Here is a 14,198-nt window from a genome sequence, read left to right as displayed (position 1 = left end):
TCCGCCGCATCGTCGCTGAAATCCTGGCGGGACTCTTCCGCGGGGGCGAACCGTCGCAATCCGTCGCTTCCGGCTGCATCCCGCCGGAGATCGACAGGCTGATCCGGCAGGCGTAGGCGAGGCGCGGCGCGTCGAGGAGAAAGAGTCAGCGGACGGCTCGGGCGTACGCCCCCGGCGTCACCCCGGCGATGCGCTTGAAATGCCGGTGGAGCTGGCTCTGGTCGTAGAGCCCCACGCGCGCAGCGACCTCCGCCTGAGGGACTCCCCGGGCGAGCAGCGCCCCTGCGAGGCCGACGCGCCGGTAGGTCACGTACGCGTGCGGGGGAAGCCCGACCTCCTCGCGGAAGGCACGACAGAGGCGGAATTTGTCGAGTCGCGCGTGGGCGGCGAGCTCGTCGAGCGCGATCGATTCGGTGAACCGCGCATCGAGGAGCTCGCGCGCGCGCGTCACCGCGCGAGCCCACGCGCTGCGCGGACGGGGCGGATCTCGGCGCATGGTGGTGAGCTCGCACAGGGCGGCGAGCGCCTCGGACGACACGCCCGCGAGCTCGAGAGGCGTCGCGTCGCCGCGAAGCAGCGAGCGATGCAACGCCGCCAACGGTGCAGCGCGCGGGTCGTGCGCGCAGAGCGCGTTCTCCGTCGGGGGCGACGCGGGAGAGTCCAGCGTCGCGCGCGCCTCGTCGACCATGCGCGCGTCGAAGATCACGACTTGAAACCGCCGCTGGCCTTGGCGGGCGTGCTCTGCGAAGACCTCTCCGGGGACCTTCACGTCGATCGTGCCCGGGCCGCTCGACCAGCGCGCGCCTCGAAGCGACCACTCGGAGCGGCCACTGAAGTGCAGCGCGGTGGCGTAGCGGTCCGTCACGCAGGTGAACAGGGGCCCGTCGCTCCGGAACTGCCCGACGGTGAGGCCGGGGAGCGCAGCCGGGCGTGAGAATGCGATCTGGCTCCGCCCGCGCTGCGCCGCCGAGAGATCCACGCTGAGGACGTTACCGCGCGGCCCTTCTCGGCGCTAGGGCGTTCTCGGGCTGCTCCCTGCTCCCCAAGCACGCGCGTCGAGCCAAGATCGCCCAATCTCCTCTGGGCGCTCGGTCGTAGAGGGAGGGCATGAACGTCCAGCGAACAGCGCTCGTCACGGGCGCGAACAAGGGAATCGGCCTCGAGACCGCCCGCCAGCTCGGCCGCGCGAGCCTGACGGTGCTCGTCGGAGCACGCGACGAGGAGCGCGGCGCGCGAGCCGCTGCGGCGCTGCGCCGAGAAGGCATCGACGCGCGCTTCATCGCGCTCGACGTGACGGACGCCGCGAGCGTCGCCGAAGCGCATCGCACGATCGAGCGCGACCTCGGGCGGCTGGATGTCCTCGTGAACAACGCGGGCATCCTCCTCGGCCGCTCCACGCCGAGCGCGACGCGAGTCGACGAGGTGCGCCACGTGTTCGAGGTCAACGTCTTCGCTGCCATCGCCGTGACGAATGCGATGCTCCCGCTGCTCCGACGAGCGTCGCCCGCGGCGCGCATCGTCATGGTGTCGAGCGGGCTCGGCGGGCTCGCGAACCACGGCGACCCAGCGTGGGAGTACGCGTCGTTCAACGCCATCGCGTACCCCGCCTCCAAGGCGGCGCTCAACATGGTGACGGTGCAGTACGCGAAGGAGCTCGCCCCGACGGGCATCAAGGTCAACGCCGCGGACCCCGGTTACACAGCGACCGACCTGAATGGCCACCGCGGCACGCAGACCGTCGAGGAAGGCGCCCGCGCGTCCGTGAGGCTCGCGCTCCTCGACGACGCCGGCCCGACCGGCGGGTTCTTCGACGCGCGCGGCCCCGTGCCCTGGTGACGAGGAGTGAGTGACGAAAGGAGCAGGACAACATGACGACGATGGTGACGTTTTCGCTGGGGAACGCGGGGCAGATGAAGGGCGCCCTCTCCGAGCCGCCTGGCTCGGGCAAGGTCGGAGGGCTCGTCGTGGTCCACGAGTGGCACGGCCTCAACGAGGTGATGCGAGCGCACTGCCAGCAGTTCGCGCAGGCGGGCTTCCTCGCGCTCGCCCCCGACCTCTATCACGGCAAGCTCGCCGAGAACGACGAGGAGGCGGCGAAGCTGATCGGCGCCTTCGACTTCCAGAAGGCCGTAGGTGAGCTCGGCCACGCGGTCGGCTACCTGCGCTCGCATCCCCGGTGCAACGGGAGGGTCGCGGTCGCGGGCTTCTGCTTGGGTGGCGCGCTCACCCTCGCTGCGGCACGTTACGTGCGGCCGGCCCTGGAGGCGGCGGTCCCGTTCTACGGTCTTCCGCGGATCGCACCGGAGGAGTTCGCCGAGGTGAAGACGCCCATCTGCGGGCACTACGCCAAGGTGGACGACTGGGCGAACCCTTCCATAGCCGAAGAGATCCAGAAGGCGGCGCGCTCCGGTGGAGGCGAGATGGATCTCTACGTCTACGACGCCGGCCACGCGTTCATGCGCTCGACCGATTCGTCCAAGTTCGAGCCGAAGAGCGCCGCGCTCGCGTGGCAGCGCACGGTTGAGTTCCTCCACACGCACATTGGCTGACGCGTCAGGCGGTGCCGGGCGAGGGCTACGCCGGGTCGGAGCGGCCGGCATCTTGAGCGTCAACGGGCCCACGATCGAGCCCTCGACGCCGGCGGTGCGACCCTCGGTATCGCGCCGGTGGCACAGGGGGGCGCCTCCTCGTGCGTCCGCCGGAGGGGCGACCGTTGATGGTTACTGCCGCCCGCTTCCCTCGGCAGGCGGGGTGCCGCGCAGCGCGTAGCCGATGTGGGCCAGGTAGTCGGCTTTGCCGATCTGGACACCCTGGTTGCGCAGGATGTCGTAGGTCGTGACCAGGTGGAAATAGAAGTTGGGGAACGCAAAGTCGCGCAGGAACTGCTCGCCTGTGAACTCCACCGCCAGGTCGGTCGCCAGCGGAAAGGCGATCGTGCGCGTCTCCGCGCCCCGGTAGCGGTCGGCCGCGACGGACTCGACGTAGGCGATGGTGCGCTCGATCCGGGCCTTGAAGCCGGCGAGGTCGGCGTCGGCGTCGGCCTCGGCCACCGCCGGCGGCTCCTCGCCCACGAGCCGCGCGACGCCGAAGCGGGCCTGGTCGCAGACGAAGCGCACCTGCATCGAGAGCGGCAGCATATCGGGGGCGAGCCGGATCTGGGCGAGCGCAGCACCGTCGTGGCCCTGCGCCGCTGCCTTGTCGAACAGGGCGGAGAGGTTGCGCAGGAAGGGTACGAAGGTCCCGGTCGTCAGGCTGTGCAGGGCGATGGTCATGGGCGTCTCCTTGGGTCTCGGTCGGTCGGCGGCCTCTCGGCCGCGCTCGCGTCGGCGCGCACGCAGGTCGTGAAGCCGAAGCCCGGCGGCGCCCAGAGTACCCTGTCCGGGCGCCCCCCGGGGATATGCCCCGCCCCGTCGTCGTCATTCGCAAGCGCTTCGAGCTGCTCGGCGCGGAGCGCGCGGCGCCGCGCCGCACGTCGACGAACATCCACGAGCGGGTCGCGCAGCAGACCCCGCAGGTGCGCGGCGTCGAGCGCTTCGTGGGTTGCGAACCGCAGACGGGAGGGCGGAAGGGCCGTCAGTCTTCCGGGTTCACTTCGGCTTCGCGGAGGAGCCCTTCTTCTCTCCCACGTCTTCATCCCAGTACGGCGGCTTCCCGAAGGCGGTGACGAGATGGTCGGCGAGCGCGCGGAGCTTGGCCGAGGGGCGCCGCCCCTCCGTGTGCGCGATGAAGATGAACTCGGGCTCGGGCTGGGCGCCGACGTCGATGACGCGCAGCTCACCTGCCCTGAGCGCCGCGCCCACGATGAACATCGGCAGTAGAGCGACGCCGAGGCCGGCGACGGCGGCGTCCCGCATCATGTCGCCGTTGTTGACGCGGAGGCCGACGCGCGCCCGCACGAGCACGGCGCCGTCCGGCCCCGGGAAGCGCCAGTCGGCGATGCCGCGGTTCGTGTAGAAGATGCCCCGATGCTTCTCCAGCTCGGCGATGGACGCCGGCGCGCCGTGGCGCGCCAGGTAATCCGGCGAAGCGACGAGGACGCGCTGGCTCGGCGCAAGGCGCCAGACCACGAGGCGCGAGTCGACGATGGGCCCGTGCCGCACCACCGCGTCGTGGCCGGCGGCGGCGGCGTCCACGCGGCGGTCATCCAGATCGAGCGTCAGCTCGATCCTCGGGTGCTGCAAAAGGAAGGGGTAGAGCGCCGGGCCGAGGTGCATGCGCCCGAAGGTCACCGGCGCCGACAGCCGGAGGGGGCCCGCCAGGGTGCCGCGCCGCGCGGCGAGATCGGCGGTCGCGTCCTCGACCTCGCGGACGATCCGGACCGCCCGCTCCAGGAACGCCGCCCCATCTTCCGTGAGCGACAGCTTGCGCGTGGTGCGGTGGATGAGGCTCGCGCCCGCGCTCTTCTCGAGCTCGGCCAGGCGCTCGCTGACGACGGACTTCGACAGGCGCAGGCGCCGCGCCGCCTCGCTGAGCGATCGCGCCTCGGCGACGGCCACGAACGTCGCGATGCCCTCGAGCTTCATCGTTCGGCGTTTCCGAAATCCAGTTCCACCGACGGGAGCCTACTGCGAACGCGCGCCGCGCTCTACCCTCTCGCCTGTCAGAGGGGCTGACGCGCTGGCTGATGGCGGCGCCCTCTCCCCTCTTTCGAGCAGCAACGCTGACCGTCTGTCACTCGGCCCCTGGGACGCCGCGCGCCGGACAGGAGAGAAGGATCATGGGACGTTTGCAAGACAAGGTGGCACTCATCACGGGCGCAAGCGCTGGTATCGGCGAGGCCACCGCCAAGCTCTTCGCCGCCGAGGGGGCGAAGGTCATCCTCGGGGCGCGGCGCGAGAGCGAGCTCGCGCGCCTGGTGAGCGAGATCGAGAAGAGCGGCGGGCGCGCCGCCGCGCTGGCCGGCGACGTGCGCTCGGAAGACTACGCCAAGGCCCTCGTGGCGCGGGCGACAGAGAAGTTCGGCAAGCTCGATATCGCCTTCAACAACGCGGGCGTCCTGGGCGAGGGTGGCCCCAGCACCGGGGTCTCCGAGGCCGGCTTTCGCGACACCCTCGCCGTGAACCTCACCGGCGCGTTCCTCGGCGCCAAGCACCAGATCCCCGCGATGCTGAAGCACGGCGGAGGGTCGGTCATCTTCACCTCGACCTTCGTCGGCTACACCGTCGCGTTCCCGGGCACCGCCGCGTACGCCGCGAGCAAGTCCGGCCTGATCGGCTTGACGCAGGCCCTCGCCGCCGAGTTCGGGCCGCAAGGCGTGCGGGTCAACGCGATCCTACCGGGCGCCGTCGACACCGCGATGTACCACGAGGCGAACAGCACGAAGGAGTCGCAGGCGTTCATCACGAGCCTCCACGCCCTCAAGCGCGTCGCGACCCCGGAGGAGGTGGCCCGCTCCGTGCTCTACTTCGCCTCGGACGACGCCTCCTTCGTCACCGGGACGGCCGCGCTGGTCGACGGCGGCCTCTCCATCACGCGCACCTGACCCGAGGAGGTGAGGGGGAGTCGAGGCGAGGAGGCGAGGGGGAGTCGGGGCGCGCCCCGCCGGGCCGACGTGAGGAGAGGCGGCCGCGCGGGCTCCTGCGCGCTTGCGGACACAAGCTCGCGACGTGCACCTGCTCGGTGATCGGGATCATTGGCGTGGACAGCTCCGCTAGCCGGCTCTGCTGCACCCGGATGATCTCCTCCTGCAACGCTGCGCGCTCGCTCTCCCGACCGGGGACCACCGTACTGGAAAAGCACCGTTGTGCGCCGCAAGGCGCTCGGTGACGCCGTATAGCGTCTCGCGACGCGCCTCCCGGGCCCGACCAACGCCCGGACGGCCAGACCAACGCGCGGACGGACACGTGTGCCCACGGCACGCCGATGCGCCCCTTAGCGCGCGCGGCGCCGTTGGCGAAGGTGCCCGACGGGTCGAGGTCGCGGCGCGCGATCGGCCGCCGTTGTCAAGGTGACCGAGCACATGGAGCTTTCGTGCCACGGAGCCATTTCGCGTTAAATTGACGATCCCGACGTCCCGTCAGGCTCCGAATGCACCCGGAGCAGGAGGCGAACGACCCGCAAGTACGGCGAAGGTGGCGTGGCGCAGGCGCCGCCGAGTGGCATCGTTTGGCCCGTCCGCAGCCGGGAGTATCAGGCAAAGCACCGCGGAGGTGAAGAATGGCGAGAGTCAACGAAGGTACCCCCAAGGCCGTCGGCGCGGCGCTCTTCGTGCTGCTCACCGCTGCCACAACGCATGCCATGCCGCGACCCGTGCCTCCCGATCCCGACCACGTGCAGGTGGTGGGGAACGGCACGGTCATCCGGGTGACGCCGGTGGGGCTGCAAGACGATTTCAAGCGCATGGCGACCGACACGAGGAACCTGCAATGGGCGCTGAACAACGTGGCGCGCGGCGGCCGCATCGCGCTGGGCGCCGGCACGTTTCACGTGAGCGAGACGCTGGCGGCCGAGGGCCTGGACGCGGAGGTGCATGGCGCCGGCATGAACGAGACCGTGCTGGTGGCGCGCGGCCGCGCCGCGAACGGCACCTACGTGTTCCCCCTGCTGAATGAAGCGTATCGTAAACGGCTGTTCCCACCGGGCTATCCGCCGATCCTGGCGGTCTTCAACAAGCCGCCTTCGCGCAAGACGCCCTGGCAGCTGACCAGCACGAACCTCACGCTGCGCAATCTGTCGTTCACCGTCGAGGGCGAGGGGCCCACGTTGACGTACTACGGCACCGAGGTCAGGCCAGTGTGGGCGGCCGTGCTGGTGACCGGATCCAAGGGCAACTACGACCCGACGCAGGACTTCGAGGTGGAGCATTACGACGTGTCGATCAAAAACGTGGGCGTGTACGGCCAGATCCTGAGCCCGACGCTGGGCAGCAATCTGATGGGGGGCCTGGTGTTCATCGGCGGCGAACAGTGGCTGCCGGTCACGCCCGGCACCGCCGTCGGTGGCTGGAATGAGTTCGACCACATCCCGGTGAACGGGCTCGTGACGGTGAAGAACTGTGACTTCGAGCATACCCAGCTGCACTCGGTGGCCGTGGAGACGCTCCTGTCGCCGCCCGCCTCCCTGGCGGCTTTCGAGGCCCAAAGCGCCTTCCGCTTCCCGTTTCCGCCGCAGGACGTCTACCCGCAGGCGTTCGCCGATATCGAGAACAACGTCTTCGACGATTCGGGGCGCGGCGTGGCGGCGGATCCCTTTCAGATTGCCTTCGGGACGCTGCTGCTGAGCCCGTCGAACGCGCCGGTGACGGTGGAGCACAACCGCTTCCTCAACTCGAACGCGCACGCCGTGGGCGTGATCGCGGGCCAGAGCCTCACCCAGACGGGCGGCTGGCCCAAGGAGCCCTCGACGGTGAGCTTCGCCCACAACAAGATCCAGGCGGTGGCGACAGGCGGCTTCAACGCGTCGTCCCTGTTCATCGCGGACCTCAGCGAGCTCGACGGGGCGCCTCCGTACCTCCAGCCTTCGGTGCGCTTCAACCATATCGACGCGGCGCCGGGCTTTGGCAGCAGCCTCATCGAGCACCTGATGGGCAACGGCCTGGTGGCCGACCACAACGTGCTGTCGGGCAGCGCTCCGCTGGGCATCAGCGTGGGCGCGCCGAACATCATCCTGGGCACGCCGCTGCGCTGCACGAACGACCTGCTGACGCTGAACAACTTCGCCAACTTCAGCGGGCAGCCCATCTTGCTGGGCCCTGGCTCGCAGTCCTGCACGGCGAAAGTCTTCGACGCCTCCGACGTCGTCGACACCGGAACCAACAACATTATCGTGGTGGTCGGGCACGGAGGCGGCTGATCCTGCGCGTCATCCTCGGAGCGCGCAGGCGGGGGGCCAGGACAAACCTGCGCGCTTCCTGTATGTTCGCGCGATGAATGCGACGAATATCGAAGCCGACGTCTGCGTGGTGGGCGCAGGGGTCGACGTCGAGGTGGCCACCCGCGAAGAGCTGCGGGTGACGGCGTAACCCGATGGCACGCCCAGCGGGCGGCTATCGGGCGGTCGACAAACCAACCTTGGCGACGCAGGAGACCCAAGTCTCCTCGAAGGTGAGCCGAGTTGTCCCCTGGGCCGCTACCGAAAACGTCTCACCTAGTGTAGGGGGGACTCAGGCATCCCTGCAGCTGCACATCTTGCCAGAACGTCAGATTGGGCCTGTGCTTTGCGACACCACGGACTCGAGGGTCTTGCGAGACGACAAAGCCGAGAGCCTCGCGGTGCGCATGGCACTACCGCAACATTGACCGATGCCTCGTTCCGAGGGAGACTCGCCGCATGGGACTGCTGACCTTCGCCATCAACGTCACCCTGGACGGCTGCGTCGACCACCAGGAGGGGATCGTCGACGACGAGACGCACGCCTTCTTCACCCGCCTCATGGACGAGAGCGGCGCGATGCTGTGGGGCCGCGTCACCTACGAGATGATGGAGAGCTACTGGCCGGCGGTCGCCCGCGGCGACGAGGAGGCGCCTCCGGCGCTGCGCGAGTGGGCGGCCAAGCTGGAGACCAAGCCGAAGTACGTGGTGTCGTCCACGCGCAAGGACTTCCCGTGGACCAACAGCCACCCCATCGCCGGCGACCTGCGCCTGGGCGTGCAGAAGCTCAAGGACGCGACCCCGGCCGGCGTGCTCCTCGGCAGCGGCAAGCTCGCGACCGAGCTGGATCGGCTGGATCTCATCGACGAGTACAAGTTCCTCGTCCACCCCACGCTCGCCGGCCACGGCCCGACCCTGTACCAGAGCGGGCTGCCCGCCACGCGGCGGCTCGATCTGGTCTCGGCCAAGCCGCTCCGCTGCGGCGCGATGGCGATGCACTACCGGCGCGCGCGCTGACTCAGAGGAGCCCCATCGCGCCCAGCTCGCGGGCCGAACCGCGCGTCCGCTGGCGCGGACTGGATCTCGATCAAGCCGGCGCGATCCCCAGCCACCGGCGCAGATCCGCTGTTCTCATCCAAGCTGCCCAACCAGCGGATGCTGCCGGTCGCATTTCACGCGGCGGCAGATCCGCACGTCGTTGGGCCGGCAGAGTGCGGGGACGCAGGCACGATCCCGAAACAGGCGGCAGCGCATCGAAGGGCCCGGCAACAGGGCGGCGAGCGAAGGAGAACCCCTCGGCGCTGCGCCGCCAGGCCAGGCGCCGACCCCGATCGGTGATGCCGCGGGCCCTTCACCGCGGGCGATGCGGCGGAAGAGGGCGCCGCGTTGGGCCACACCGGAGCCGCCCTCGGCGGCGAAGCAGGCGGAAACTACGAAAATCGCTGCTGTTTCCAGCGACCACTCGCTATCGACCGGTTTCTCTGGCGGGACGATTCCGCGGGGGCGAACCGTGGCGATCCGTCACTTCCTCGGGGATCTGGGGAGGGCGTGACGATCGATCGCAGCCCCTCGGAAGGCGTGGGCCCAACCCGGGCCCAACCGGCGAGCCTCGATCCTGGGAAGCTCGCGTCGGCCGACGCGTCGCCTCGGGCCGTCGTGGTTGCCTCGCTCGCCGGCACCCTGAACCGCGCCGTCGTCCTTGGGGATGAGGAGGCGGCGCGGATCGTTCACGAGGCGATCGGCCGGCTGCTCGGCCTGGTGCCAGCACAGGAGGGGAGAGAAAGGTCGCGCCGACGGTAGCAAGCCGCAGCCGTGCTGAGCGCGCCTCGGCGCACAGCGCGCTCTTCGTTCAACCACTCGAGCGTCAAAGCGATCACGGATCGAGCCATGCCGTCTGGGCCGTACCAGGCTTTGAGCCCCGCCCGGGGCGGCGCGAGCACGGCTGACATTGGCCCGCTTCGTGACGCTTGACATTCATTAAAAGTCACGCATGGTTAACAAAATTCCAAGGCCTGATTCAGCCGGAAGCGCGCGGCCGACGAGGAAAGTTGGGAGCGTTGTTCAGGAGGTCTTTTTTTGAAAAAGCAAACGCCATTCGTCCTTTGCTGGTTGTTGTGTGTGGTGACCCTGGCAGGTTGCGACGGGGAAGCACCGAGCCAGGAGGAGGGGGTCGGAAACGTCACTGCCGCCTTGACGATGGCGAATCAGCACGATGTGGCAGCCATCGATTTTCGTGTCGCGACGCTTGCCCAGTCTTGTGATAATCCGCTCACGCAGGCCATCAATGCGCTGGAAACGGAGGTCCTTCCACCATCGCTCCAACCACCCGGCTCCGGCGCACACGCATTCGCAGACGCACTATTCGTGTTGCCAGTCGGCGACTACCGACTGTGCGCCATCCCTGTCACCACGTTCGGCACGCCATCCGTGCAATGTGGACGAGTCGAGGCCACAGTGACGGTGTTGCCGAACGTGACGAACGAGGTTGTCCTCGTATCACAGTGTAGTGGCGCCGAGATGGGCGGGCTTGACGCGGTCGTCGTGCTCAATGATCCGCCGCAGATCACAGGACTGCTCATCGCCGAGAGCAAATTCATCACCTTGTGCCAGGCGGCGCAGATCAGGGTCAACGCCGTCGATCCGAACGGTGATGCCCTCTCGTTCTCGTTCTCGGTCGTGTCAGGACCCGGCCCGGGTTCGCTGATGCAGGGCGCTCCGGCGATCGTAGGTTGCACGGCCGAATCGCCGGAATGCCAGACCTTCACTCCCAGCATCGTGGGCGATTACCTGTTGCGGGTGGAAGTTGGCGACGGGCTCGGAGGCGTGGCTACTCTCACGTTCCCGATCCACGTCTCCCCATGTGACCCATAGCACCGCCGTGGAATTAGGGACGCAAGTCCTTGAAATGACATGGAAGCGCCCGTCGGCGAGGTCATCCATTGATCCGCGCCCGAGCGGGGCCTCGCTCCAGGTAGGGTCTCTCCCTCGCTTGACCGGCGAAGGATCCACCGGCATGCCGAGGTGCTCGAGGATCTTTGTGATCGTGGCGCGCTCGGTGATCGCACAGAGGATGCAGATCCGCGCGTGGCACTTTCTGCACCGAGTTTCATCGATTTCGAACGTTCGGCGCAGAGGTGTAGCCCACGGGAGGCGCCTTGACTTCGCGAGCAACGCCCCACCGAAGAGCCGATCCCAGTGGTGCACCATGATGATGTTGAAGTCGACCTCCACGCCCTCGGTGATCTTTGGCGACACATCGCTCTCTGCGCCAGCGGCGACAGAGCGAGGAGTCGGCTAAGGTGCCAAGGAAAGCGGCGCGGCGAAGGGTGAGCCGGTAGCGGAAACGGTTGTCAGGCGACGGCAACTTTTATTGACGCTCTACACCCCATAGCTCCAGTCGTTGGGCCGGAAGAGTGCGGGGACACATGCAGGATCCCGAAACAGGCGGCAGCGCATCGAACGGCCCGGCAACAGGGCGGCGAGCGAAGGAGAATCCCTCGGCGCTGCGCCGCCAGGCCAGGCGCCGACCCCGATCGGTGATGCCGCGGGCCCTTCACCGCGGGCGATGCGGCGGAAGAGGGCGCCGCGTTGGGCCACACCGGAGCCGCCCTCGGCGGCGAAGCAGGCGGAAACTACGAAAATCGCTGCTGTTTCCAGCGACCACTCGCTATCGACCGGTTTCTCTGGCGGGACTGTTCCGCGGGGGCCAACCGTCGTGAACCGTCGCTTCCCCGGGGATCTGGGGGGAGCGAGACGACGGATCGCACCCCCTCCGGGAAGCGGAACGCCGCGCCGAAGGCGGCGTCGAAATCGTCGAGGAAGCTTGAGAGCCTCTCCCGATCGAGCGATGCGAGCTCGTGCAAATCGAGCCCCGCGGACAGGCACTGTCCGGTGCCGCGGACGAGAACGCCGCTCACGGCGTCGTCCTGCGCGAGCCGCCCGAAGACGTCGGTCATCTCACGGAGCAACGCCTGGTTCATGGCGTTGACCTTGGGTCGGTTCAGCGTGATCTCGGCCATGCCGTCACGGGTGAGCACCTCGACGCATTGCATCGCGAGATGCATCGCGCAGCGCCGCTCATGGCGCAAGATCGCGTGTCAGGCGGCCCCGCGGAGGCGGCCGGACGTGCTAGACGCTTGTCTCATGGGACGGAAACACACAACCACGCTCGTTCGTGCACGCAGCATGCTCTCGGTGATGGCGTTGGCGCTGGCCCTCGGCGCGTCCGCGTGCGGCTCCGACCCGCCGCAGACGCCCGGCGAAACCCCCGACGCCTCCTCCGGCGGTGGCCCCCCCGGCGACGGCGGCGGCCCCTCCGGCGGCGGCGGCCCGTCCGGCGACGGCGGCGGCCCCGACACACCCGATCCCGACCCGAGCGACGCCATGTTCGATCCCGACCACGTCATCGAGGTGGGAATCACCCTGGCGCCCGAGGACTGGGAGACGCTCCGCCGCCAGTCCCGCGACGTCTCGGAGGTGATCGGTGAGGGCTGCATGGAGGGCCCCAAGAGGAGCCCTTACACCCAGTTCCCCGCGACCGTCACCGTCGACGGCACCACGCTCGAGATGTCGTCCGTCCGCAAGAAGGGCTTCCTCGGTTCCGCCAGCCTGTCGAAGCCGTCGCTCAAGGTGAGCTTCGACGAATACGTGGACGGGCGCGAGTACGCCGGCCTCGAAGGGATGACCCTCAACAACGCCCGTCAGGATCCCTCGCTGATCAAGACGTGCCTCGCGTTCAAGGTCTTCCGCGACGCCGGCCTGCCCGCCTCGCGCTGCAACTTCGCCCACGTGACCGTCAACGGGCAGGACCTCGGCATCTACGCGCACGTGGAGCCGGTCGGGAAGCGCCTCCTCGAGCGCCATTTCACGGACGCGAGCGGCGACCTCTACGAGGGCCAGGTCAGCGACTTCCGCGACGGATGGACCGCCACGTACGAAAAGAAGACCAACGAGGACGACCCCGACCTGAGCGAGCTCGACGCGGTCTCCGCCGCGCTCCTGGCCAGCGACGCCGAGCTCGAGGCGACGCTCGGCGCGGTCCTGGATATCGAGACCTTCCGGCGGTACTGGGCCACCGAGTCGCTGATCGGCGCGTGGGACGGCTACGCGGGCAACACGAACAACCACTTCGTGTATTTCGACCCGGCGTCCGGGAAGATGTCCTTCTTGCCGTGGGGCCCCGACATGTCATTCGACGCGGACGACCCGCTCGGCCCGCCAGGGCGGCCGCAGTCGGTCTCGGCAAAGGGCGCCATCGCGAACCGGCTCTACCAGACCCCGGAGCTCCGCGCTGCCTATGCCGAGGCGATGATGGACCTCCTCGAGACGGCCTGGAATGAGGACGCGCTGCTCCTCGAGATCGACCGGATGGAGGAGCTCCTCGCGCCGTACGTGCGCGCGGACGCGGCGGCCGTGAGGGGGGCGACCGACGCGATACGGAGCTTCGTGAGCGGGCGCCGCGCCACGATCACCGCCGAGATCGCGCCGACGCCCCCCGCGTGGACGTTCCCGCAGCCCGCCACCGCGTGCCTGACGACGGTCGGGACCGTGAAGGGCACGTTCTCGACGACGTGGGGGTCGCTCACCGAGCCGGATCCCTTCGCCGCGGGGACGGGGACGTTCGACGCCGCGTTCCCTGCGGATGACCCGCAATCGGCCCGGACCGTCGGCTCCGCGGCGGGCTATGAAGGCTCCGAGCCAGGGGTCGAGTCCATCACGAGCGGCCGCGCCCAGGTGACGGTCGTCGGGAGCTTCCCCGACGGGACGGTGCGCGCCCTCGTGTTTTTCGTGGACCCGGAAGTCTTCGCCGCCGGAAAAGAGGGCCCGTACGACTGGCAATCGGTCATGGCGTTCGCGCTTGATTACACGCAGTCGGAGCCGGTGCTCACGGGCTTGTTCGGCGACGGCAAGATCCACTTCGACGAGGCCTCGACGGAGTCGGGAGCGCCGGTCACGGGCTCCTTCGAGGCGACCGTCCTCGGACGCGGTCTATTCTGACGTGATGCCGATTCTGCTCCGCCCGGCAGGACGGCGCTGGCCGCGCGTGGCCTCACCCGCACCGTGATCGCGGTGCTGCGCCGCCAGGCCAGTCGCCGACTCCGATCGGTGATGCGGCGGGCCCTTCACCGCAGGCGACGCGACGGAGGAGGGCGCCCCGTTGGGCCACACCGGAGCCGCCCTCTGCGCGCAACAGGCGAAAACGATGAAATATCTACTGTTTCCGGTGGCCGCTCGTCATCGCCCGGCTTCTATGGCGGGACTGTTCCGCGGCGCTGAACCGTCGCGATCCGTCGCTTCCCCGGGGATTTGGGGAGAGCGTGACGACGGATCGCACCCCCTGGATGGAATGAGGCAGCCGAAGCGGCGCCTGGACCCATGATGCCGATTGC

At 69.0% G+C, this 14,198-nt stretch carries 11 protein-coding genes; 7 read left to right on the top strand and 4 right to left on the bottom strand.

The genetic code is table 11. The annotated features are described in order from the left end of the window. Positions 1-145: 145 nt before the first annotated feature. Positions 146-979, bottom strand: a complete 834-nt coding sequence (locus WMF14_RS30925) for a helix-turn-helix domain-containing protein (protein WP_437792021.1) — start codon at positions 977-979, stop codon at positions 146-148. Between the two features lie 128 nt (positions 980-1,107). Here WMF14_RS30925 and WMF14_RS30920 point away from each other — a divergent pair, with 128 nt between their 5' ends. Beyond that, positions 1,108-1,836, top strand: coding sequence for an SDR family oxidoreductase (locus tag WMF14_RS30920; RefSeq protein WP_437792019.1), 729 nt, complete (start codon positions 1,108-1,110; stop codon positions 1,834-1,836). Positions 1,837-1,868: 32 nt separating this feature from the next. Continuing rightward, the gene (locus WMF14_RS30915; RefSeq protein WP_437792017.1) at positions 1,869-2,549 is read left to right on the top strand and encodes a dienelactone hydrolase family protein; all 681 of its coding nucleotides are present in this window, start codon (positions 1,869-1,871) and stop codon (positions 2,547-2,549) included. A 171-nt stretch (positions 2,550-2,720) separates the two neighbouring features. Here the strand turns inward: WMF14_RS30915 and WMF14_RS30910 are convergent, their stop codons facing one another. Beyond that, positions 2,721-3,272, bottom strand: coding sequence for a DUF1993 domain-containing protein (locus WMF14_RS30910; protein WP_272094507.1), 552 nt, complete (start codon positions 3,270-3,272; stop codon positions 2,721-2,723). 315 nt (positions 3,273-3,587) lie between these two features. Further along, on the bottom strand, positions 3,588-4,523 hold the full coding sequence (locus WMF14_RS30905; protein WP_437792014.1) for a LysR family transcriptional regulator: 936 nt from the start codon (positions 4,521-4,523) through the stop codon (positions 3,588-3,590). Positions 4,524-4,717: 194 nt separating this feature from the next. On the opposite strand from WMF14_RS30905, the gene WMF14_RS30900 reads away from it, so the two are divergent. The 4 genes from WMF14_RS30900 to WMF14_RS30885 all read left to right on the top strand — a co-directional run bounded on the left by WMF14_RS30900 (position 4,718) and on the right by WMF14_RS30885 (position 10,680). Continuing rightward, positions 4,718-5,482 carry an SDR family oxidoreductase gene (locus WMF14_RS30900; protein WP_437792013.1) on the top strand — a complete coding sequence of 255 codons (765 nt, stop codon included), beginning with the start codon at positions 4,718-4,720 and terminating at the stop codon, positions 5,480-5,482. A gap of 674 nt (positions 5,483-6,156) precedes the next feature. Continuing rightward, the gene (locus tag WMF14_RS30895; RefSeq protein WP_437792011.1) at positions 6,157-7,791 is read left to right on the top strand and encodes a hypothetical protein; all 1,635 of its coding nucleotides are present in this window, start codon (positions 6,157-6,159) and stop codon (positions 7,789-7,791) included. A 477-nt stretch (positions 7,792-8,268) separates the two neighbouring features. Next, entirely contained in the window at positions 8,269-8,826 is a 558-nt protein-coding gene (locus WMF14_RS30890) for a dihydrofolate reductase family protein (RefSeq protein WP_437792008.1), read from the top strand. Positions 8,827-9,885: 1,059 nt separating this feature from the next. Then, on the top strand, positions 9,886-10,680 hold the full coding sequence (locus WMF14_RS30885; RefSeq protein WP_437792006.1) for a hypothetical protein: 795 nt from the start codon (positions 9,886-9,888) through the stop codon (positions 10,678-10,680). Between the two features lie 761 nt (positions 10,681-11,441). Here WMF14_RS30885 and WMF14_RS30880 read toward each other — a convergent pair. Next, positions 11,442-11,873 (bottom strand): enoyl-CoA hydratase/isomerase family protein, encoded by a 432-nt coding sequence (locus WMF14_RS30880; protein ID WP_437792003.1) that lies wholly within the window; start codon positions 11,871-11,873, stop codon positions 11,442-11,444. Between the two features lie 79 nt (positions 11,874-11,952). Between WMF14_RS30880 and WMF14_RS30875 the strand changes: the two genes are divergently transcribed. Then, complete coding sequence (locus tag WMF14_RS30875; RefSeq protein ID WP_437792001.1) at positions 11,953-13,806, top strand: CotH kinase family protein; 1,854 nt, start codon at positions 11,953-11,955, stop codon at positions 13,804-13,806. Positions 13,807-14,198: the final 392 nt, after the last annotated feature.

The organism is Sorangium sp. So ce693, from assembly GCF_051521375.1.
GTDB lineage: Bacteria > Myxococcota_A > Polyangia > Polyangiales > Polyangiaceae > Sorangium > Sorangium atrum.
This window is presented reverse-complemented; position numbering and strand designations above follow the sequence as displayed.